At 44.6% G+C, this 22,113-nt stretch carries 16 protein-coding genes; 15 read left to right on the top strand and 1 reads right to left on the bottom strand.

What is annotated here, in order from left to right; translation table 11 throughout:
• Positions 1-4 precede the first annotated feature (4 nt).
• From BC343_RS22480 to BC343_RS22405, 15 genes are all read left to right on the top strand, one after another.
• Positions 5-937 carry a toprim domain-containing protein gene (locus BC343_RS22480; RefSeq protein WP_078350032.1) on the top strand — a complete coding sequence of 311 codons (933 nt, stop codon included), beginning with the start codon at positions 5-7 and terminating at the stop codon, positions 935-937.
• Positions 938-1,114: 177 nt separating this feature from the next.
• Positions 1,115-1,504 carry a plasmid mobilization protein gene (locus BC343_RS22470; RefSeq protein ID WP_078350030.1) on the top strand — a complete coding sequence of 130 codons (390 nt, stop codon included), beginning with the start codon at positions 1,115-1,117 and terminating at the stop codon, positions 1,502-1,504.
• Positions 1,492-2,793, top strand: a complete 1,302-nt coding sequence (locus BC343_RS22465; RefSeq protein WP_078350029.1) for a relaxase/mobilization nuclease domain-containing protein — start codon at positions 1,492-1,494, stop codon at positions 2,791-2,793. Before BC343_RS22470 ends, BC343_RS22465 begins: the two co-directional genes overlap by 13 nt.
• A 170-nt stretch (positions 2,794-2,963) precedes the next feature.
• Positions 2,964-4,946: a conjugal transfer protein MobC gene (gene mobC / locus BC343_RS22460; RefSeq protein WP_078350117.1), complete on the top strand. Its 1,983-nt coding sequence runs from the start codon at positions 2,964-2,966 to the stop codon at positions 4,944-4,946.
• Positions 4,946-5,488 (top strand): DUF1281 family ferredoxin-like fold protein, encoded by a 543-nt coding sequence (locus BC343_RS22455; RefSeq protein ID WP_078350028.1) that lies wholly within the window; start codon positions 4,946-4,948, stop codon positions 5,486-5,488. Before mobC ends, BC343_RS22455 begins: the two co-directional genes overlap by 1 nt.
• Before the next feature lie 259 nt (positions 5,489-5,747).
• Positions 5,748-6,035 carry a hypothetical protein gene (locus BC343_RS22450; protein ID WP_078350027.1) on the top strand — a complete coding sequence of 96 codons (288 nt, stop codon included), beginning with the start codon at positions 5,748-5,750 and terminating at the stop codon, positions 6,033-6,035.
• Between the two features lie 33 nt (positions 6,036-6,068).
• Positions 6,069-6,488: a very short patch repair endonuclease gene (locus BC343_RS22445; protein ID WP_078350026.1), complete on the top strand. Its 420-nt coding sequence runs from the start codon at positions 6,069-6,071 to the stop codon at positions 6,486-6,488.
• A gap of 100 nt (positions 6,489-6,588) precedes the next feature.
• Entirely contained in the window at positions 6,589-7,428 is an 840-nt protein-coding gene (locus BC343_RS22440; RefSeq protein ID WP_078350025.1) for a hypothetical protein, read from the top strand.
• A gap of 1 nt (position 7,429) precedes the next feature.
• Entirely contained in the window at positions 7,430-8,386 is a 957-nt protein-coding gene (locus tag BC343_RS22435) for a hypothetical protein (RefSeq protein WP_078350024.1), read from the top strand.
• Between the two features lie 6 nt (positions 8,387-8,392).
• A complete protein-coding gene (locus BC343_RS22430) occupies positions 8,393-10,837 on the top strand; it encodes an RAD55 family ATPase (RefSeq protein WP_078350023.1) in 2,445 nt (814 codons plus the stop codon).
• A gap of 76 nt (positions 10,838-10,913) precedes the next feature.
• Positions 10,914-12,497, top strand: coding sequence for a DNA cytosine methyltransferase (locus tag BC343_RS22425; RefSeq protein WP_078350022.1), 1,584 nt, complete (start codon positions 10,914-10,916; stop codon positions 12,495-12,497).
• Positions 12,498-12,572: 75 nt separating this feature from the next.
• The gene (locus BC343_RS22420) at positions 12,573-14,054 is read left to right on the top strand and encodes an ATP-binding protein (protein ID WP_078350021.1); all 1,482 of its coding nucleotides are present in this window, start codon (positions 12,573-12,575) and stop codon (positions 14,052-14,054) included.
• 4 nt (positions 14,055-14,058) lie between these two features.
• A complete protein-coding gene (locus BC343_RS22415; protein WP_078350020.1) occupies positions 14,059-17,037 on the top strand; it encodes a Z1 domain-containing protein in 2,979 nt (992 codons plus the stop codon).
• Positions 17,037-17,996 carry a PD-(D/E)XK motif protein gene (locus BC343_RS22410; protein ID WP_078350019.1) on the top strand — a complete coding sequence of 320 codons (960 nt, stop codon included), beginning with the start codon at positions 17,037-17,039 and terminating at the stop codon, positions 17,994-17,996. The genes BC343_RS22415 and BC343_RS22410 overlap by 1 nt, the downstream gene beginning before the upstream one ends.
• Positions 17,993-20,350, top strand: a complete 2,358-nt coding sequence (locus BC343_RS22405; protein ID WP_078350018.1) for an AIPR family protein — start codon at positions 17,993-17,995, stop codon at positions 20,348-20,350. Before BC343_RS22410 ends, BC343_RS22405 begins: the two co-directional genes overlap by 4 nt.
• Here BC343_RS22405 and BC343_RS22400 read toward each other — a convergent pair.
• A complete protein-coding gene (locus BC343_RS22400; protein WP_078350017.1) occupies positions 20,347-22,038 on the bottom strand; it encodes a hypothetical protein in 1,692 nt (563 codons plus the stop codon). The two genes, BC343_RS22405 and BC343_RS22400, sit on opposite strands and share 4 nt — an antisense overlap.
• Positions 22,039-22,113 lie beyond the last annotated feature (75 nt).

Here is a 22,113-nt window from a genome sequence, read left to right as displayed (position 1 = left end):
TGTGATGGATATAACGAACGAGGTGTTTTCGCTTTCCCGTGTCAGGGAAGCAGACCTGGCTTTCCTGCTGGAAAGGTTGGGGTACCAGCCGGTGGCGAAAAAGAAAAATGATACCGATTGGTGGTATGTTTCGCCGCTGCGGAATGAGCGGACGGCGAGTTTTCATATTGACCGTTTGCGTAATGAATGGTATGATTTCGGGTTGGCTGCGGGCGGTAACCCGGTGGACTTTTTATTGCGGTATTTTAACTGTCCTGTTTCGGAAATGCTGGAGCGGGTAACCACCGATTTTGCGGTGTCCAACCTTGGTTTATTTGAGCCGGAACGGTATGCCGGAAAGGCCGAAAAAAAGCAGGCGCTGGTGATCAGAGAAGTGCGCGCCTTGTACGCTTACCCGCTCAAAAATTACCTGCATGAAAGGGCGATACCGGTTGCTGTCGCGGATCAGTTTTGCCGGGAAGTTAGCTACGAAACCGGCGGCGGGATTTACTACGGTATAGGCTTCGCCAACGACAGCGGCGGCTGGGAGATCCGCAACAAAAATTTCAAGCAAAGCAGTTCGCCCAAAGATATTACCTGCCTGGGTTCCGGCACTGCTGCGGTGCATCTTTTCGAGGGCTTTATGGATTTTCTTTCCTGGGTTACTTTGCACCCTTATACAGATCCGAAGTCGGCAGATTTTGTAGTGCTGAACGGTGCAGGCTTGTTCGACCGGGCGCTGCCATTTTTGAAGCAGCATGAACGGGTACATCTCTGGCTGGACAGGGATGTAACGGGGTTGGCTTACCGCGATTACGCCTTGTCTTTAGATAGCAGGTTTGTGGATGAAAGCGGGCTGTATGAAAAATTCAAGGATCTGAACGACTGGCTGCGCTGCAAGGGCGAGGGTCAAAAGCAGGTGCAGCGCCTGGGTACGGGTTTGCGCCCTGCGGGCTGATGATGGGGCTTTTTAATTTTTTCCCTCACCGGCAGCCGTCTGGAGATTGCCGGTTTGCAATCGGCAAGATGTACCATTGTCTGACAACATTGGAAAATTGCGCCCCTTCTCCGAAGTCGGGGGCGCTGGGAAAACGGGGTAACCGCTTACAAGCTTTTTTTGTGTGGGAGATGATTGATGGCAGAGGAAAATAAAAACCGTAAGCAGCGTATCACGCTGCGATTAACGGGCGACGAATATGCAGAATTAGCCAAAAACTGGAAGCAGTCTACGGTGCGCAAGTTGAGCGAATATGTGCGGCGGGTGCTTTTCGGGCGGTCAATTACGGTAAATATGCGCGACCAGTCGAAAGATGAATTACTTGCAGAACTGGCTTTGTTAAGGCGTGAGTTAAATGCGATGGGCGTGAATTTTAACCAAGCGGTACACCGGCTGAATATGCTGGATCATTCGCCGCAGATGCAGTCTTGGGTGCAGCGTTTTGAGCAGGATAAGGCGCGGTATTTTGCGGCGGTGGATGCGATCAATTCGCGCCTAAAATTATTGAGTTCGGCATGGTTGCAGTAATCCATCAGTCATCAAGTTTACGCAATGCTTTGAACTATAACGAGCATAAGGTCAAGGCGGGTGTGGCGGCTTGTTTAGAGGCAGGTTATTACCCGGTAGGGCCGGAAGATTTAAACTTTTACCAGAAGCTGCGGGGGCTGGAAATGCTTGCCGAACTGAACCAAAGGACGAAGCATAATTGCCTGCATGTGTCGCTGAATTTTGACCCTTCTGAAAAGCTTTCGGATGAGGTTTTAAAGTCGATTGCGGAAGCGTATCTGGAAAAAATCGGCTTTGGCGGGCAGCCTTATTTGCTCTATAAACATGAGGATGCGGGGCATCCGCATTTGCACCTGGTGACAACGAATATCAAAGCCGATGGCAGCGCCATCCGAATGAATTATTTAGGTAAAAATAAGTCGGAACCGGCGCGCAAAGCGATAGAGCAGCTATTCGGTTTGGTGCAAGCAGACAAGCGGCAGCAAAGGCAGGTTTTGGGGGCGAAACCAGTGAACGCGGCGCGGGTAGCTTATGGTAAATCGGCGACGAAGCAGGCGGTCAGCAATGTGCTGGTAAAAGTATTAAAGGAATATAAATATGCTTCGCTGGCGGAGTTAAATGCAGTGCTGCGGCAGTACAATATCGTTGCCGACCGTGGCGAGGAAAACTCGCGTGTTTTCCGGCACGGCGGGCTGGTTTACCGGGTGCTGGACGAAGAGGGCAATAAGGTGGGCGTACCGATCAAAGCGAGTTTGTTTTTTCAGGATGCGACGCTGAAGTTTTTGCAGGAACGCTTTGAGGTGAACAAGGCGGCAAAGGACGACCCTAAAGTAAAAACACGGCTGAAGAACATGGTCGACCGGTATTTTTTAAATGGTGATAAAAGTCTGGATGGCTTGGTCGCGGCGCTAAAATCGCAGAGCGTGGATATGGTGTTGCGGCGCAATGATGAGGGTTTGTTTTACGGGGTTACTTATGTTGACCATCAAAGCAAGATGGTATTTAATGGCAGTGCATTGGGCAAGGCGTACAGTGCCAACGCGCTTCGAGAGCGTTGCCTTAACATGGGGGCTAATGAGGGGAAAAAACAAAACGGCAAGGTGGCGCGGGTCGGGGTCGGCGGCTATGCAAACGGGAACAAGGAGCGTCAGTTTTTGACAGAATTTGGGGTGCGTTCAGGTGGTGGAAATATTCCTGCTTCCGGATTGGTGGACGTGTTGTTCGACACTGGTTCAACCCATGAGGGCATGGATTGGGAGTTGAAGCGGACGAAGAAGAAAAAGAAGAAGCTGCGGCTGTCGCCGGGCTAAATTTCCTGATAATCCAGGACGGTTTTTGGCAACCATTTTCCCGGTGCCGGGAAAATGGCCTGTCCGCTGTCCTGCCCGGATTTTTGGGTATGAGTGGACGGGCTTTGAGTAAAGGTTTAGTGGAAACGATTAGAAAAGTCCCGGTGAAAACCGGGATTGGGAGGGGTTTTATGCAAACAGGGGAAAACGATCAGGCGATGCGCAAGATCCTCGATATGACGAGGCTGATCAGTATATTTATATTGCTGCTGCATTTTTATGTGGTGTGTTACGGTGCGTTCGCCGGGTGGCATTTAGTGTCGGGTTTGACCGACCGGCTGCTGGGCAATGTGGTGAAGACGGGGCTGTTGAGCAGCTTCCTGAAACCAAAGTTCTTGGCGCTGGCTTTTCTGGCCATTGCGCTGATCGGGGTTAAGGGTAAAAAGGATGAAAAACAGACCTGGAAAACGGCGGTGTTATACCTGCTCGTTGGGTTGCTGGTTTATCTCGCTAGCTGGCTGGTGTTGCAGGTTAAATTAACGATGGCGGTCGCAGCCTCGCTTTATATGGGGGTTACCGGACTGGGTTATTTGCTGATGCTCAGCGGCGGCACGATGGTGTCTAAGATCATCCGCGATAAGCTTTCCGGCGATATCTTTAACCGTGACCAGGAAACCTTCCCGCAGGAAGAGCGGCTGCTGGAGAATGAGTTCTCGGTCAATCTGCCGGCGAAGTATGTGCTGAAAGGGAAAGTGCGGGATGGCTGGATCAATTTCATCAACCTGTTCCGCGCGCTGATCGTGCTCGGTTCGCCGGGTTCGGGCAAGAGCTATTTCATTATCCGGCATGTCATTACCCAGCATATCCGCAAGGGTTTTGCCATGTTCGTTTATGACTTCAAAATGCCTGACCTGGCGGTCATTGCCTACAATACCTGGCTGAAGTATAAGCACGTTTACAAGGTCACCCCAAAGTTCTTTTCGATCAATTTTGATGACCTGTCGCGCAGCAACCGCTGCAACCCGCTCGACCCTTCGGCGATGCTGGATCTCACGGATGCAGTGGAATCGGCGCGTACCATCTTGTTGGGGCTGAACCGGGAGTGGATCAAGCGGCAGGGTGATTTCTTCGTGGAATCACCGATCAACTTTTTAACCGCTATTATCTGGTATCTGCGTAAATATGATAACGGGGAGTTCTGTACGCTGCCGCATGTCATTGAACTGATGCAGGCGGATTACGATAGCCTGTTCACGCTGCTTAGCACGCAAAAGGAAATCGATGTGCTGATCAATCCGTTCATCAGCGCTTACAAGCGGGATGCGGTCGAGCAGCTGGAGGGGCAGATCGCATCGGCAAAGATTACGATGGCGCGTATCGCTTCCCCGCAATTATACTACGTTTTAAGCGGTAATGAGTTTACGCTGGATATCAATAATCCGCAGGAACCGAAGATCGTTTGCATGGGCAATAACCCGCAAAAGATACAGATCTATGGGGCGGTGCTATCGCTCTTTACCAACCGGCTGCTGAAGATCATCAACCAAAAGGATAAGCTGAAATGCAGCCTGGTTTTTGACGAGTTCCCCACCCTGACCACGGACATCATCCCCACCATCAGTACGGGCAGAAGTAACCTGATCGCCACGACTTTGGGTATACAGGATGCCAGCCAGCTGCGCAAGGATTACGGGCGCGAACAGGCGGACGTGATCATGAACATTGTCGGCAATATGGCGGTCGGGCAGGTATCCGGCGATACGGCCAAATCGGTATCGGAAAAGATCGGGCGTATCATGCAGGAGCGTGAAAGCTTGTCCATCAACCGCAGCGATACGTCCATCAGCCGCTCGAAACAACTGGAGGCGGCGGTACCGGCATCGCGTATTTCGGCGTTGAGTTCGGGCGAGTTCGTGGGCATGGTAGCGGATAACCCCGACTGCAAGATTGAACTCAAAGCCTTCCACAGCGAGATCGTGAACGACCATGCGGCACTCAAAAAAGAGATCGATGGCTATGTGCCGCTGCCGGAGGTCAGGAAGATCAATGCGGCTATCGTGGAACGAAATTATTTACAGATCAGACAGGATATCCGGGACATTATCGAACTGGAAATGGAGCGGCTGTTGAACGACCCGGAGCTGTCGCATTTGGTCATTAGAAAAACAGCATAATGGCAAATACATGTTTTAACGAACTTTATTTTACCGGTGATAGCGCAAAAGTCCAGCGGGCAAATCTTTTCCTCGCAGGGTTGCCGCGGGACGAATGGGGCGGTGTTACGATAGAGGGCACCGATGGCTATTTTCAGGATATCGGTTTTAGCCGGGGGCGTTTCCTGTTCGGGACGCGCTGGGGTCCGCAACTGGAGACAGCCCGAGTAATCGCTGACCGTTTCGGGGTTGGTTTTGTCTATGATTATTGTGAGCCGATGATGAGCCTGTACGGACAGGCCAGGTACGAAAAAGGCCAGGCCTGCGACATACGTTTGGGGCAAAAGGATTTCGCAGGGGTAAGTTACCTGGAGGACGATGATGTGTATGTTTATCAAAATACCCATTACCGGTCAATCGAAACGTTATCGCGCCTGCTGCTACAGGAAAGATTGCAGGTGAAAGGGAAAGTGGAAAAAAAAGCTGCATTTAAAACCCAAACATCCCTAATGGCGTTTTTCAATAAGCAGCAGGACGCCCGTCCTCTATCCACCGGACCATGATCTCAATTCCTTCATCCCGGCCTATTAAATTAGCCAATTCTTTAAGAGATTGTTCATCACGGTAAAAGCCGTTATGGTCATTCCAGCACAGCCATTCAATGATATCCTCCCTCGACATTGCCGGGATGAGCACCAGCATATTTTCCAGTGGAAGCTCAGCAAATCCAGCATAGCTAAAACCCGATTTTTTTCAGAAATCCATACTTAATATACAGAAAAATCGTTATATTTAAGAGTAATTTCACTAAAATTAACCACCATGATCACCGAAATATTAACCCCTGCCGATGTGGAACTTTTCATGAAACAACTGGTGGCTGAGGGCACCAATGCCCATCCGGATGAGGACTTCCATAATTATGTCATTATGGAAACGGGATTGCCCTGTTATACGCCACAAGAAGCTGATTTAAGGAACCGGCTGATGGAGCAGTGCTTTGAGGTTTGTGAAAAGAACGGGCTTGATGTTTACAGTGTTATGCATGAAGTATTTCTGATAGAAACGGGGCTTGATCAGTACATTCCTCTGCCGTCTCAGGTCCAGTAGAACATACTGCCTGAGTTTACGTTAATCAGATACATGGCGGACGTTCACACCAAAGAGACCAGGAGTTACAATATGTCCCGTATCCGAAGCAAGGATACGAAGCCTGAAATACTCGTCCGGAAGTTTTTATTCTCCAGAGGCTACCGGTTTAGGCTGCACGAAAAAAAACTGCCGGGCAAACCTGATATTATACTTCCTAAGTATAAAGCCGTTATTTTTATTCATGGTTGTTTCTGGCATGGCCATCAAGGGTGCAGATATTTTGTAATTCCTAAAACAAGGACAGACTGGTGGCTTAGTAAGATTAATCGTAACATTGAAAATGATGATAAATCTGAACTTGCGCTAAAAACGGCAGGCTACAAGGTAATCACGGTTTGGGAATGTGACTTAAAGAAAAAGACGTTAGAAACGCTTTATGCAATTGAAAATTCACTTATCAGGTTGTCATAGAATTGCAGAATTAAGAGATAATAAAAAAACTGGCTTGTTATTTCAGATTTTATTACGAAATTTCCCGAAAGTGTGTTGACTTTTTATTTCATCTGGCTTAATGATTGATCTTACTTTATTCGAAGATTCCATAAAATTTCCTTCCTACGATGTGATCAAAACGCATTTTGGTTATTTTTTTAATCAGTTACTTGCTGATAATGAACTAAAAGACGTCGATAAAGAACGCTGTCTAAATACTTTATGTGGTATCAAAGCAGGTATGTCGCCGGAATTGTTTCATCAGGAATCGAACAACGTCTTTTTTTATACCAATAAGTTGTTAGGTGTCGAATGTCATGTAGTTGACAACCTGAATCCATTTGTCCGGATCAGCGATGCTGCTGCGTTTATTTCATGGATTTCAGAAATTACAGGTATTGTAGCGTCCAATACATCAGCAAAAGTAAAGGAACTTATGTATGCACGGGATGATGATGCACGAAGGCTTTTGTTAAAATCTTTTCTTAACAACAAAGCAGTGAAAAGCAGTTACGAAAATGAAAAGAACTGCCTGAAATATTTTGGCTTAGAGACTTGGGCCGGCAAAGACGGCCCGAAGTTACGCGACGCTTATCTGACGTTTTACAAAGGTATTCAATGGTCATTCCCAATGCCGTCGTCGGAGGATATTTTTGCTAATCAAATTGCAATCCAGAAACTTCCATGCAGAGCAGGAATCATGGGCGCATCAAAAAAAATTATTTTTACCCATAAGCTTTCCGCTGATTATAACGTTAGGAAACCTACGTCATTCGATGCTGGTTTTTATGAACAGTTCCTCCCAAATGGGCTTACAAAGCCGTTAGATTCCTGTATGACTGAAACAGGATTCGAAGAATTTGTACATACACCAAATCAGTTTTTTAATATTAATCCCAATCTATACGAGACTTTTTGAAATGGTAACAGAACTTGAAAAGAGTACCGATGAACTGAAACAGTTAATCCTCAATGAGGATTTGAAAATGCCTGATATTAGCGGCGTAACTCCACTTCTTAAAAAGGCCCAGTTAAATGCAACGATGTCACCGCTAAGTCCCGAAAAGAAATTCGAGGAAATGGTAGTATGCAATCTTGTGGGGTCATTTTCTGAATTCCATCAGGTTAATTTCTCCGAGTTGGAGTCCTATATCAGCGTCTCCGAATTTTCTCTTGAAAAGATGTTGGAAGCGTTGAAAGGCTATGTTGAACATCAGGCAGAAAAAGAAGATATTATACTTAAAGCTTGTGTGGCTAGAGCTGTCCAACGAATGGAGCCACGAGGATTCTCTGCTGGGTTTCTTGAGCAGCGGTTCCCATTGCTCAGAAAACTGGACCCTTGGTTGTTTGCTGAATTAATTTTAAATGTTAATTATGTCAAAGGTGTTGACATGATTACATCTCTGCTTCAAACAGATTATGACGCTAGTTATCTTTTTGCGTTGATTCCGCAGATTCTTAAAGGACAATCCAATGAAGAGCTTTCGGTTGCTTTCAGTAAATGGAATCAATACTTCAATGGGGATGATAAGGAACTTGCAGCCTACTATGCCGAAAATTATGGCTTTAAGATATTAACCCACTCCGTGCCTTCAACAAATGCAGCACCAATTCGCAATGAACCCCCGGTTTCTAAAAAGCGGGGTAACCAGACTACCGGACAACGAAAATATCCGATAAAATCATCCAGTGGAGGTTCCAAAACCAAAAGACTTAAGTTTGCAGCCGACAGAATAAATAAGTTAAAAGAACTTAATAAATTAAATTCCGGATTTGCCGTTTTTGTTGGACGGTCAAGTAATACTGCGAGGTACCGTTCTCTGAATTCGCAAAAAAAATCCCAGGATAACAATAAAAGAACTTTAGAAAATCACTAACAGGCAATGGAGAATAAATTTATCTATTCTGATATAGCAGTACCAGTTTTAGCCTGTATCAATAAAGCATTGCTGAAATGTATTAGAATCGGTGAAAATATCAACGAACTTCGACCGGAAAATCCGGACTTAATAGAATGTTTCAATCCTCTTCTGAGCCAGAAAAATGCTGATCGTCATATTCTTGAAGGACTATTCTCCAGCCATCAAAAAAGGGGCGAAAAAGTTTTTCCAAGAATATTAAATCTTACAATCAATGCATTTAAAGATGCTCAGGAAGTTAATGTTAAGTCCGGCTACGTTTTACCTTCCCCTTTGCATATACTTTATTATGTTCTCATCGTGCCTGAACATTCTCAGACAGCCGGGTATTCTTTAGCCGCCTGTCGCACTTTGCTTTTCAATGCGCTTGAGAAAAATTACAGCCAGAACAATCCCGCAAGTGACGAAACATTGATTGGCGCATTTAATGAAGAAGACGTTTCGGATGCAACTGACTCGTTGTCCAGACATATTAGGATTCAAGCAAGATGGCCGCGCGATGCCAAAGCCACTTCGTCCAAATCATATAAGAACATGATTGTTGGGCATTTTCTGGCCATGAAAGGAATAACTCATCTTTGGTTTGCCAATAAAATTGAAGCTGAGAATTTTGTAACAATAGACGAAATAGAATCGTTTTCTGAAGAGTTTTCCGGAAGGCTGTTGATGCCCAGATTTCGAATATCTAATAAATATGATGAGCTTCCTGACACAGGAGAACTTGTTAATCAACTATATGGTATTCCGCTTCCAATAAAAGGGGCGGATGTTGTTTTTTTTGGCGGCATGAAGCCTGCTTCTTCGGGTGGACTCGTTATTGGTCTTAGTGGCCAGGCCGGAATTGGCAAAACTTCTTTCGCTCTCGCTTTGGCAAATTCTCTTGCCCCACTTGGCGTTCATTGTTTTTACCTCAGCCTTGAAGAGGATATCAGCGATATCAGGAAACGTTTGCTAAGTCTGCAGACTCCGTTCGAAAAAACATTGTCTATATATCAGAAAACTGATAAATGGTTTTTCCCTTTTAAATCAGATCTTACCCTCGATTTAAAAGATTTTTATAAGCTTATTAATAAATTCAAGGATCAACTCGAATCAGAGAAAACTGTCAACCAATATTATCAATCTATCATTGTAATTGACAACCTCAATGAATTTTGGGACTCAAAAGATTATGCTTTAATAGAGAACCTCGTGGACAATCTGCGGAAGCTTAAAAGTATAGTAATACTGGTTGGGGGTGAAGGAGTGCTTGAAAAGCTAAAATTGGAATATTTAGTAGATACGGGGGTAAAACTTTTACACAAAGGATTGGATAAAAAAGGGGAAAAGCCTCTCCGCCTATTTAATCTTTATAAAACCCGGCAACAAATGTCGCGTCAGGGCACTCATATTTTTCATCTTAGTGGACAAGACGGATTCAGGATATCGCCGCAAATACCTTCGCAGATGGACCGTAAGGAAAAACTGAAGCGCTACTTGCACGATGAAAACAGTATAATTCACGCCCTTAATTATCTCAATGACGACCGGAAGTTAGAAAAAATATACAGTAAAGAAATTGAGCAAAAAAAAGGGCCTTTTTTTAAAATCTTCCCGCGTACTCACATTCTCGTACATGGCTATGGGAGTACAGGAAAGGCTGGATTCGCTCTCAAATTACTTTTGACACCACCAATTGAAAGTCATCATCTTACCTGCGATATCTGTAATATTGATTTTTCAAGTTCGGTCTATCGTCGAAAAATCTTGATTATTTCTTTTTTATATCCGCAAAAATATTATCACGATCTGATTTTTGAAAAAGGTGAACTTTCAAAAAAAATTAATTCGTCTTATCAATCTTTGCCCGATCCGTTAGTAGAATATCTGATATTTTATCCGGGATTTATTTCACCGGAAGATTTCATTAATAAAATTACCCGTAAAATTGATGAGGCAACATTGGAGGGACACCCTTTTACAGGTATCTTGATAGACGGTCTTCACAATGTATTCCTTCAGTTTGTCAAACTTCAGGAAAATGATATGGTATGGCCCCTTTTATATAATATTTTAGCCAGATATGACCTGACGGTAGTAAGCACATTCACCAACTTTGCGCTGAACGATAAGTTATTAGATAATGAGCCTCAATCAAGGAATCAAATGGTTAATCAATCACCCGATCACCTTTTGATGCAAAAAGGAATGGCTCCATTTCTGCACGCTTTGGTTAAAGCTTCCGATTATTATTTTTTTCTGGAACAGATGATATTCAATGATGGCGAGCGAAAATATCTCCTTTCAATTAAAGGAGGAATTGGTCAATCTGTTCCGACAAACCTTTTGGAGTGGGATCGTCAGCGAAGTGTATTTATTAAAAATTATTCCTACAATGACGTTATAGAAATGCTGGAAAGTAAATCCTAGCACAGCTCAAGCAACAAACCCATTATATGGTAAAAGAATAATATGTATATCTTAGTCTTTTACTTTAATTTTTTTAATGCCTTTTCCGATAATAGATTTGTTTGCAGGCCCTGGTGGCTTAGCCGAAGGGTTCAGTTCGCTAATAGGGAATGATAATGAGCGTGTTTTCAAAATTGAGCTTTCTATTGAAAAAGACAGCCATGCGCATCAAACTCTAACCCTTCGTTCCTTTTTACGACAGTTTCCTTTTCGCGAGTTGCCTGAAGAATATTACGCTTTTCTCAGACAGGAGATTACTATAGAAGAACTTTATAATGCCTGGCCTGAACAGCATCAAGAGGCATTACATGAAGCCTGGCAGGCTACGCTCGGCGAAACACCGGAGGCAGAAATAGATAATCGGATTGCGGAAAAATTGGACGGCGAAACCAACTGGGTGCTAATTGGCGGACCTCCCTGCCAGGCTTACTCCCTTGTAGGAAGATCACGTGTCGGCGGCATCAGCGAAACAGACCACCGGGTTCATTTATACAAGGAATATTTACGCATCATTGCCAGGCACCAACCTGCCGTATTTGTCATGGAGAATGTGAAGGGTCTGCTTTCAGCAGAACTTAATGGTGAAAAAATATTCGGTAAAATTATGGCCGACCTGACCACACCGGCCACAGTTTTTCCAGAATTTGCGCCCCCGGCATACCGTATCTATTCCCTTGTGAAAGGCGATGTCCGTGCAGACACCGATTATCTTATAAAAGCTGAAAATTACGGTGCACCTCAAAGGCGTCACCGGGTAATATTGCTCGGCATCCGCGAAGATATTGATGTTCAACCCGGAACGCTCGAACCCTCCCGGAGAATAGATCTGCGGTCGGTGATCGGTGCGCTTCCGTCTGTCAGAAGCGGGATCTACCGTGAATTTACCCGCACTGAAGTGGTTAGTACTGAAACTGGCACGAAGAAAGTCCGCAAATATCTGAACTTGGAAGACTCATTTTTAAATTGGTCGAAACGGGTAAAAGCTTATACGGTCGAACTACTAAATTCATTTTCAGAGCTGGGATATGATGTGAAATTTGAGCAAACACTGCCGGAAACTACCGGTTCGGATTTTCGCCGGACTCCGTGTACAATCGCTGCAACACATCCACTCAGCAGGTGGTATTCAGACGAAAAGTTACAGGGAGTTATACAGCACCAGTCAAGGGGGCACCTGACCCAGGATCTGAAGCGTTACCTGTTTGCTTCGCTTTATACCCGCGAGTTTAAAAAATTCCCGAGGATGGAGGACTACCGTAAATTTGGCACTGATCTGATCCCCGACCATGAAAATGCGGAATCGGGTAAATTCAATGACCGTTTCCGTGTTCAGCTTCCGGATGAACCGGCAACCACCGTTACAAGCCACATTTCAAAGGACGGACATTATTTTATTCACTATGACCCGTCGCAGTGCCGTAGCCTTACCGTACGCGAAGCTGCCCGCATACAGACATTTCCTGATAACTATTGGTTCTGCGGAAGCCGGACGCAACAATTTCATCAGGTGGGCAATGCGGTACCGCCATACCTTGCCTGGCAGATAGCTGCTGTGGTTCATGAAATCCTTGTGCCGGCAAATGCAAGGGAGGTAAGAGAGCCTTTGTTATTCAGATATTAAATAAAAACAATATATAAGTTTCAGATCACATAAACATTTTATAATATTAACAACCCAAAGCCATATCATTAACCTATGCCGGAAAGTATAGTATTATCCCCGCCGCCAGTATTTTTTATCAAGTCAATCTCAGAGCAGGGATATTCGCTTTCTACCGCAGTTGCTGATCTGGTTGATAACTCCATTACCGCCGGTGCCCGCAGGATAGAACTGCTCATTAACGCAAATGTATCGCCGCTCCGGCTTTATATTGCCGATGACGGTTGCGGAATGACCAGCGAGGAACTGACAGCCAACATGCGTTTTCCCAGTGCTGACCTTGATGCCGGACGTGCCGGAAACGACCTGGGCAGGTTCGGGCTCGGTTTAAAAACCGGCTCGTTTTCGCAGGCAAGACGCTTCACGCTTGTTTCCTCAAAGTCCGGTGCCCCCTATCAGGCAAGAACATGGGATGTCGGGTATCTTAAAAAAACAGAAGACTGGACGCTGATTATTGAAGAAGAAACTGCTACAGAAAAACTCTTACAGGATTTCGCAGAGACCAGCGCAGACTTTCATGGCCGCAGCGAATCATTTGTGCCGAGGACAATTGTAATATGGGATGACCTCTATAAACTGGAGCGCCTGAAAAAACAATCAGAGATCAACGACGAACTGGAAGAACTGCGCAGTCACCTTGGCCTGGTATTTCACCGTTTTCTTCAGGCGGGAAAAATTGAGATTAGGCTGAACAATTCACTGGTTGAAGGTTTCGACCCTTTCCCCGTGAACGCCACAGGTGTACAGATCATCTCAGAAGACTACTGGCAGTCCGGCGATACATTCATCCGCTTTCAGGGCATTATACTGCCAAAGCGGGCTGCAATTGAAGCGCGTGAAGAAATATCCGTCTGGGCACCGCCCGGAAAAACGCTGGAAGATTGTCAGGGTATTTATGTCTACCGGAACGAAAGGCTGATCAGCTACGGTGGCTGGCTCAGGACGATCACCCGCACGATCTGGCTTCAGTTTGGCCGTCTGAAAATTGACATCACCAATATCAATGACAGTGAATTTCACCTTAATGTTGCCAAATCATCGCTCAAACTGCCCTTTGGTTTGAAACGTGCTATGGCGATAATGATCTCCAGTGTAGCGGGACAGGCATCCAAGGAATACCGGGAAAGGCTGGCATCTGGCGTGACCAGGAGCAATACCACAAAAAAGGGACTATCGCTGATCACCCGCGAGAACAGTGCCGCCGGTCCCGTTTTACGGATCAGCCATGACTTTGAATTGCTGCGGCAGCTCGAAAGCCAGCTTAACGCTGAACAACAGGAAATGCTGCGCACCGTAACTTCATTGCTTGAGAAAAAACTAAACCAGGTTTGGAAAGGCGATACCGCAGCACCGTCTGAAATAGGTGAAGGAGTGGCGGAAGCCGATAGGCAAAAGATCAGTCGTTTAAAGAAGTATTACGAAGAAGCAGGATACTCTGCCGATGAGATCCGGGAATTTCTTTTGGAAAGCTTCGGACAAAATAACGATGTGAAGACTTTTTTAGAGACCTTATACTGAATAAATGGCCTGGGAACACTTATCCGATATTATCAAAAGGCGCGCTGAACGCTACAAACGCGAACAGGGCTTTATCACCGTCGAGCAGTTAAACCATCAGATAGATACGCACTTTGCGTCACTGAAAGACAACCCTGATTTCGATTATGAATTTGAAGGTGCAGACGACTCTCGTCTGGCTGAATGGCTTGGTAACATCAAGTTACGCCTGAAATCCGTGATCGTAACGACCAATGACCCCGATAGTGTAATCGATGAAAAAGAAGATTATGATAGATGGATCGACCGCCGCGAGCCAAAGATCGAATGGAATTATTTTAAAAGATATATCCATTATCTGCGGACGCTGGAGCGGCCTGTAGATGTTATTCAGAATACCGAAAAAAGCACTCATGCGATCATTGAGCGGCTGGGTGACCCCAAACGTGATATTGAACAGCTGCAAAAAGGCCTGGTACTCGGATCGGTGCAGTCGGGTAAAACAGCCAACTTTAATGGAGTTGTGAACCGGGCAATTGATGCCGGTTACGATATTATTATCGTGTTTTCAGGTATCATGGAAGACCTGCGTGTTCAGACCCAAAAACGCATTAACCATGATGTTATAGGTATCGGTGAAAAGGGAGGACAATTTAATCAGGATGTCGGTGTAGGCAAGATTCAGAAATTTGGAAGGGATGGAATAAATCAAATTAATTCGATCACAACAGGTACTGCGGATTTTCGAAAGTCGATGGTGGATAATCACTTTGATTTCACCAGTCAACGCATTTTAGTTTGTAAGAAAAACGTATCTGTACTCACAAATCTTATTTTCTGGCTGATGTCTTCGCTGCCTGAAGGAGCTACGTGTTTGCCCAAAAGCGTCCTGCTGGTCGATGACGAGGCGGATAATGCTTCTTTGAATAACCTCGGCTACAAAGGCGCGGAATATGCGAGTAAGGTGAACGGCCATATCAGGGCTTTGCTGGATTTGTTCAAAAGGCGTTCCTATCTCGGCTATACGGCAACGCCCTTTGCCAATATTTTGCAGGATCAGCACGGTGAACGTGCTATGGATGGAGCGTGGCCGATAAAATACCGTTATCAGGGGGAAGTGCGTGAACTGAACTGCACACTCTCACCGGGATTATTTCCCGATAAGTTTATTTACAAGCTGGCTACACCGACGTCATATCTCGGCCCGCGCCGTTATTTCTCAACGGGCAGGGAACAGGAAGGCGATCAGAAAATACCGCTCATCGAGACGATTCCGGATGCGCCCGATGATGAAGACCATATTTTCGGTGATGATGAAACCGTCCTGCGCCGGTCATTGACTGATGCAATAGACTGTTATGTCCTTTCCATCGCGCTGCGCGATAGCAGGAAAGCCGTTTTGGAGATCCTGCCCGGATACACGCCGCACCATACCATGCTGGTCCATATTTCGCGGCTGATCACCGATCAGAATATCGCTGCCGACCGCATTACAAAGTATGTAGCGCATATCACCAAAAAGCTGAAAGACGACAGCATTAAAGACCCTAATGGAATTTATGAAAAGCTGCGCCTGCAATGGAATAAATTCTTCGCTTATAAAGTAGCAAATATCCGTTCCTATCTGCCTGACGAATATAATGCAGACGGCCTGATATCAAAGACCTGGGATGATATTTCGGAACTGCTTCCGACTGCAGTTAAGAATATTCAGGTAAAGGCAGTCAACTCTTTTACCCATGATAAGCTGATCTATCCCGACAATGAAACCAAAAAATACATTGCGGTTGGTGGTAACCGGCTTTCGAGGGGATTTACACTGGAAGGTTTGACCATTAACTATTTCCTGCGCGATACCAACCTTTACGATACGCTGCTTCAGATGGGCAGGTGGTTCGGCTACCGCCCAGGTTATCTTGATGCCTGCCGCCTGTTTATTGATGCCGCAACAGAAGATAAATATAACTTCATTACAGCGGCACTCTGTGAACTCGAAGAGCAGATTGAAAACATGGAGATTCAAAAGAAATCTCCGAAAGAATTTGAATTGCGCATACGCAAGCACCCTGATATCTTGCAGATCACCCGTGCAGCAATTCTCAAAAATGCAGTCGAAGTTCGTTATTCTTTTCAGGATGCGGTACACCAGTCGGTTCATTTTAAACTTAAAAAGGAAGCGCTGCAAAATGCATGGGACGGTTTTAAGAAGTTATTTAAAGCAACTGATTTCAACACTAAAGAAGATAGTGGCTTTTATACTTTCGACGGCAGTAAAGCCGACTTGTTCGATTTTCTGAATCTTCCCTCAGTATTTCTCCCAAACTCCTTCAAAAAAGATGACATGATTCGTTACCTCGAAATGTGCACTGAACGGGGTATGTTAACCAACTGGAAAATTGCAATAAGACGCACAGGAACAGGAAGGGCATTTACGGAAGACGGCATAGAAATCACAAATCTTACCAAAAGAAGTGCGCCCAAAAAAGAAGAGTCACTTTATTACAGCGAATTAAAGAACGAACTTTTATTTACGGCGTCAGGCAAGTCAGCAAATATTATGACGTCCGGTTCTGATGAATCGCTTGGTTTAAATAAGGAAGCCTGCGATAACGTGATTGCTGAATTCAGAGCATACAAAAAGAAGAAATTTATCGAAAGCAATCTTAGTGAAGCAGAAGCCACCGAGAAATCACAAAGCATGACGATCCCAGGATGGATATTCAGGAAGATACGCCCGGAAAATCAGGGATTGTTACTCATTTATCTGATGGATCTCCAACAGGTCTTCAATAATCACGAACTGCGGGCAGTAGCTAATGCAAACGGCATTGACCTGAATATCCCGCTGATCGGGTATGCCCTGAGTTTCCCGGAGATCAACAATGATCCTGGCGCGATTTACATGGCGAATGAATATACCAAACTGGAAGAAGCAGAGATCAAAAACGAGGATAACGAAATACCCGAAGATATTAACGATACAGAAGTAAACGATATTAACTGATGAAACTGCAATGGGACATATTACTGAACGATGATTCCCGCTTTCCCCGTCTGCTCTTTTTCGGAGAGTTTGCGGATGAGCGGTTTCGTTATGGCATAGATGCGCAGATGCACTACTGCCTTTACTTTTACTTTGGTCCGGCAGCCGGAAACATTCCGGTTGAGCCGCAGCTAAGGGCAAACATTTCGCTGGAAGAGACAACTGATGAGGGCAAACCGGTACTGGTACTGACCCTGCTGAATGATAATGCCCGTGAAGTGTTCAGCGACCTGATCGTCAGTATTGTTGAACAGACCAGAAATGTTCAACCGGCATCGGTCAAGAAAGCCTTTGTTTCCCTTTGCAATGAATGGTTTGAACTTTTTGAACCACTATCCGGCCAGCTTTCACTGCCTGAGTTGCAGGGGATCTTTGCAGAGCTTCATTTTCTTAAAACACTGCTTGAAAATTCCAGGCATACGCCCAATGATGTTTTGTCGGCCTGGAAAGGGCCTTATGGAAAAGGTCATGATTTTGAGATCGGCGATAATCATTTCGAGATAAAAAGCATTGCAGAATTTAAACAGCTAGTCAGTATCTCCAGTGAGTATCAGCTTGATTTTCTCGACGGCCAGCAGTTATTACTGGGTGTTTTTGAATTCGGTGAGGTAACTGCCGAAGCTGTTACGCTCAGTGAAACTATTGGCAGTATTGCTGCTATACTTCGTGCAGTTACCGGTTCAAAACTTCATCTTTTATGGACCGCTTTATCCAAAGCCGGTATTGATTATCAAAGTATTCAGCAATATGATCACCATAGTTTCACGATAAAGCAGACGTCTTGGTTCGACTGTACAGCCGAAGGGTTTCCGTCGATAAAAAGAAAAGGCCTGCCCGATGCCGTTCGGTCAGTAAAATATGACCTCGCGCTCAATATTATACAGGAATTTACCATCTCAGATATATCGCCGTTAATATGACCTTAAATGAACTGAACTCCTTTTTCGGAACGCTGCTGAACAATATCACATCGGAAGATAATAATGTTAACCGCCGCGGGCTGCTGACTTATGTATTACCTGCCCTTAACCTGGCGAGGCTTACCGATTCGGAAGAGATCAATGAGTCTTATTTTTTGAGAAATGGCGAAAATGCGGAAGTAGACGGCTATCAGATCAATGAGTCCGGTGAGCGTTTACAGTTGTTCCTTTCAAACCTGATCCTTCCGGGTGCTGAACGGCAGATCGCCCGCAAGGAATATTATGACCAGCTTTTTTCGCGCCCCAAGAACTTTTTTACGAAGGCTGTTAAAAAACAGCTTTCAGATGTTCAGGCAGGTGATCCGGCAGCAATACTTATCCGTTCACTGGAAACAGCCGATTTTCAGGAACAGATAGACGTATTGGAAATATTTCTGATCTCCAATACGATCTCAATTGAAACACGCGGATCACAGTCAGCGAAGAATTTCGCGTTTACGGACGATGAAATAACGGTAAGTTATACCAGAAACAAAGAAAGAAAAACAAAGAAGATCAGAATCATCTATCAGCTGATCGACCTCAATAAAATTTACAATTATGAGATCAGTGAAGGAACCGCCGAACCGATTGTAATAAATTTCGATCCGCCGCTGCCAGCCATCCAGGCTGCTGATGATGAGGGTGTATTCAAATCATATTTAGCGGTTTTGCCTGCAACCTTACTGGTAAAATTATATCACAGTTACAGTTCCCGTTTACTGGAGCGAAACGTGCGCTCGTTTTTGCAGTTCAAGGGCGTCAACAAGCAGTTGAAGGATACTATTGACAGCGAACCGGAAAAATTCATTGCCTATAACAACGGGCTTACCATTACAGCTACCGCATCAGAGATCAGTCAGTCAGGCGGTATAGCCACAATAAGCTCACTGACCGACTTCCAGATCGTTAACGGCGGTCAAACCACCGCATCGATCTATTTTACCAACAAGGACGGCATAGATGTATCCAAAGTCAATGTTACTGCCAAGATCAATATTGTTAATGCCGATGACCGGGACAGCCTGGATGAACTCATCTCAAAAATATCCCAGTACTCCAACTCACAAAATAAAGTATCAAGCGTAGACCTGAAATCACGCAGCCCGCATCTGGTCAAGATCAAAAAACTTTCTGAAAGCATTACCGATCCGTCAGGCACAAAATGGTTTTTTGAACGTATCCGTGGCGACTTTAACACCTTGCTCAGAATATATCCAAATCAGAAGGCACAGATCGAACGCAACTATCCGAAGCAAAAACGGCTTAGCAAGGAACAGGTTGCCAAATATTATGTGGCCTGGGGAACCAGCCCGTACCTTGTACGTAAGGGTGGCGAAAAAGTGTTCCGGGATTTTATGGACTTTATTCAGCTTGACCATAATGAAAAGCCGCTGAATCCGGAAAATCTGGGCAGGGCATTTTATGAAGACCTGATCGCCAAAGCGATTATGTTTAAGGATTTTGAGCAGATTTATGGTGCCGGAGAAGGCGCGATTGGGCAGATCCGTTCCTCTGTAGTGCCATATGCACTGTCATTGCTTTACAAAATGACACTCATCAAAAAACACAATTACTTCGACCTTGGTGCCATTTGGGTAAAACAGGGCCTTCCTGAAGATCTGAAGGCCTTCTCACGGAAACTGCTGGAATCTGTACAGGAATGGCTGAAGGCCTACAGCAAGAGCGATGACCTTGGTGAATATGCCAAAAAAGAAGACTTATGGAATGATGTACTGAAAAGCCCGGAGTTCGCTGCTTTTGAGAAATCTCCGGAAACAAAAGCAATCGTTTCCAGATATCAGTTGAGCGAAAGCGATTTTAAAAAGCGTTACACCTCTGTTAAGACATTCGATTTTTCGCTGATCAACGAAAATTGCCGGATACACTCCAACGGAACAAAATTCTATATTTCTTTCAAGCTGAAATTCGGCGATATGCTGACAGCGAATGAGCTCCGGAAAATTGAAGAACTGGTTCATAAGATACAGGTTAAGCATAATCTTTCTGAGGAACTGGCAGAGTTCGAGAACGCCATCATCAGAAAAATGCAGGCGGCAGACCCGGAATGGTTCCTTAATTTCAAGATTGAAAACGCCGGTTTGATAAACACTATTGGTCAGGTCACAAATATTTACAATAAAAACCTGAACCGCTATAAGGAAGCGTTTGAAGCGCAGGCTGTCAAAGCGATGAAGAAAGGTGTACCGGAAAACAAAGCGAACGCATGGAAGAATATAGGCATGTATATCAGCCGGGATGAAGATCCGCAGTTGTCAGATATTTACAAAGTTTGCGAATTATTAAATGATTAATTCCGGGCAAACGATTCGGTAATAATCGTATAAGGGCCAAGCCGAAGTTTAACATCTTTAGTGGCTGGTGGATTTGCCGCAAGTTCTTCAGAAAGCTGATTGTTTTTAAGATGATCATTTAAGGAAGACAATGACAAACCGCATTGCGGGTTTTCAGTGATTATTTTTACCAGCGAAGCCCAGTTCAGAAAAAAAGTATCATCCGGTGGCGAAATATTGGAAAATCTGGAGAAATGCCGTCCAAGCACAATTTTAACGATTACCGTATCAGCGTATGGCTTTTTGATGCCCGCATTTTTTAAGAACGTCAAAACGCTTTTTGCACTGATATGCCTGTCCACAACTTCAAGCCATTTTGCAACCGATTTTGTATAGTTTTTAAACATACTGCTGCGCTGTCCCATATCTGATCCCCAATCGTCCATCCACTTAAGCTGGAACAGAAAAACTATCCTGCTTTTTTCGTCGGATATGATAGCGTCAATATCTGTCAAAAGCTTTTTGTCTTTCCTGATAGTCACATTACCCTTAACTTTGAATAAATTCTCACCGAAAAGGCTATACAATTCTGTTTTAAATTTTTGTTCCCGCAGGTTCACAGCTATGGAGTAATCATCGGGGAATTTTTTTACAAGGCAACGGCTTAGGTAAGCCATTGGATTTGATAAATGTCCCATCATCGATGAAATTACCCTTTTCTCACTGATACGGATAAGGGGGGGCGGTGCGTAGCCGGGAGCAAAACCGACTTTATTTAGGCCCTTTTTATCCAGTATGATAGCTTCGAGGATAGTATTAACAACCAAATCAGGTAAAGATGTTTGTTTACAAATAAGTTCGGTTATCTGCGCTATTTCCAGTATCCGGGTGTAGGTATTCCACGGATTAATAACTTTATATCCTGTTTTTCCCTGATAGGCAAAACAATAATGGAGATGGCGAAATGCGTTCCCGATCAAAACCGACATCACACTTTTGTAACTATCGAACGGAATTCCGCCAAAATTTGAATTGTCATTAAAACTATCTGAGCCTATGAGGGCCTGGCTATATATTTTACCCTCCTCAAAAAAGAAATGGTCGACGGTTTTATCTGGTTTATAAATGATACGCTGGCCATCCGGCGAAGACACACCGGCTTTAACGAGAGGTATAATCACCTTTTCAAAATCATAACCTGTTTCTTCCCTGCTTAGTAATGATTCAGCGAACCACTTTTGCCGCTGAGTTTCCAAATGCTCGATGCCCAAAGACTGCCCGGAAAAACGAAATAACACTGTATACTCTTCAGGCTGTTCTGCCTCAACAAAATCATTCGTGTTAGCCAAGGAAAAAAGCTTTATCAAATTGCCAGCATCACCGCACCTCTGCATGATCTTGTTGGCCCAGCCTATCTCTTTTTGACGGGAATTTACGTTAAGAATACTGACAAATGATTGCTGTTCTTCTAGTGTCAATCTTAACGACACATACCATCCTGTAGAAAATTGCTGAAAAAGATCAGCCCATGATTGATATTCTGCCGATTCTTTCGGCATGATAAAAGATACAGCGACAAAACAATGGTCAGTGCATTTTGCAAGCTCAAGTAGTTTTATCGCCTTGCTGGCCCCGATGTCGCTTTCTATACTGTCCAGCTCTTTTTCAATTTCAGAATTTAACAATTTAAAGAGTTCGGCAGGTATCATTTTATATGTCTTTGTAATCGCAGATGTAACTTATAGTCTGCAAGTAATCTTTAAAATTACAAGTATTTTTGAGTA

Origin of the sequence: Mucilaginibacter pedocola (genome assembly GCF_002013915.1) — a bacterium.
Classification (GTDB): Bacteria; Bacteroidota; Bacteroidia; order Sphingobacteriales; family Sphingobacteriaceae; genus Mucilaginibacter; species Mucilaginibacter pedocola.
Note: the sequence above shows the minus strand (reverse complement) of the source record. Positions and strands in the feature narration are given on the sequence as shown.

Bases quoted from the DNA above. Each gene is read 5' to 3' on its own strand.
- BC343_RS22445 (WP_078350026.1), top strand. From the start codon at position 6,069: ATGGCGGACGTTCACACCAAAGAGACCAGGAGTTACAATATGTCCCGT.
- BC343_RS22415 (WP_078350020.1), top strand. From the start codon at position 14,059: ATGGCCTGGGAACACTTATCCGATATTATCAAAAGGCGCGCTGAACGC.
- BC343_RS22435 (WP_078350024.1), top strand. From the start codon at position 7,430: ATGGTAACAGAACTTGAAAAGAGTACCGATGAACTGAAACAGTTAATC.
- BC343_RS22420 (WP_078350021.1), top strand. From the start codon at position 12,573: ATGCCGGAAAGTATAGTATTATCCCCGCCGCCAGTATTTTTTATCAAG.
- BC343_RS22480 (WP_078350032.1), top strand. From the start codon at position 5: ATGGATATAACGAACGAGGTGTTTTCGCTTTCCCGTGTCAGGGAAGCA.
- BC343_RS22425 (WP_078350022.1), top strand. From the start codon at position 10,914: ATGCCTTTTCCGATAATAGATTTGTTTGCAGGCCCTGGTGGCTTAGCC.
- BC343_RS22455 (WP_078350028.1), top strand. From the start codon at position 4,946: ATGGCAAATACATGTTTTAACGAACTTTATTTTACCGGTGATAGCGCA.
- mobC (WP_078350117.1), top strand. From the start codon at position 2,964: ATGCAAACAGGGGAAAACGATCAGGCGATGCGCAAGATCCTCGATATG.
- BC343_RS22465 (WP_078350029.1), top strand. From the start codon at position 1,492: ATGGTTGCAGTAATCCATCAGTCATCAAGTTTACGCAATGCTTTGAAC.
- BC343_RS22430 (WP_078350023.1), top strand. From the start codon at position 8,393: ATGGAGAATAAATTTATCTATTCTGATATAGCAGTACCAGTTTTAGCC.
- BC343_RS22470 (WP_078350030.1), top strand. From the start codon at position 1,115: ATGGCAGAGGAAAATAAAAACCGTAAGCAGCGTATCACGCTGCGATTA.
- BC343_RS22405 (WP_078350018.1), top strand. From the start codon at position 17,993: ATGACCTTAAATGAACTGAACTCCTTTTTCGGAACGCTGCTGAACAAT.
- BC343_RS22450 (WP_078350027.1), top strand. From the start codon at position 5,748: ATGATCACCGAAATATTAACCCCTGCCGATGTGGAACTTTTCATGAAA.
- BC343_RS22400 (WP_078350017.1), bottom strand. From the start codon at position 22,038: ATGATACCTGCCGAACTCTTTAAATTGTTAAATTCTGAAATTGAAAAA.
- BC343_RS22440 (WP_078350025.1), top strand. From the start codon at position 6,589: ATGATTGATCTTACTTTATTCGAAGATTCCATAAAATTTCCTTCCTAC.
- BC343_RS22410 (WP_078350019.1), top strand. From the start codon at position 17,037: ATGAAACTGCAATGGGACATATTACTGAACGATGATTCCCGCTTTCCC.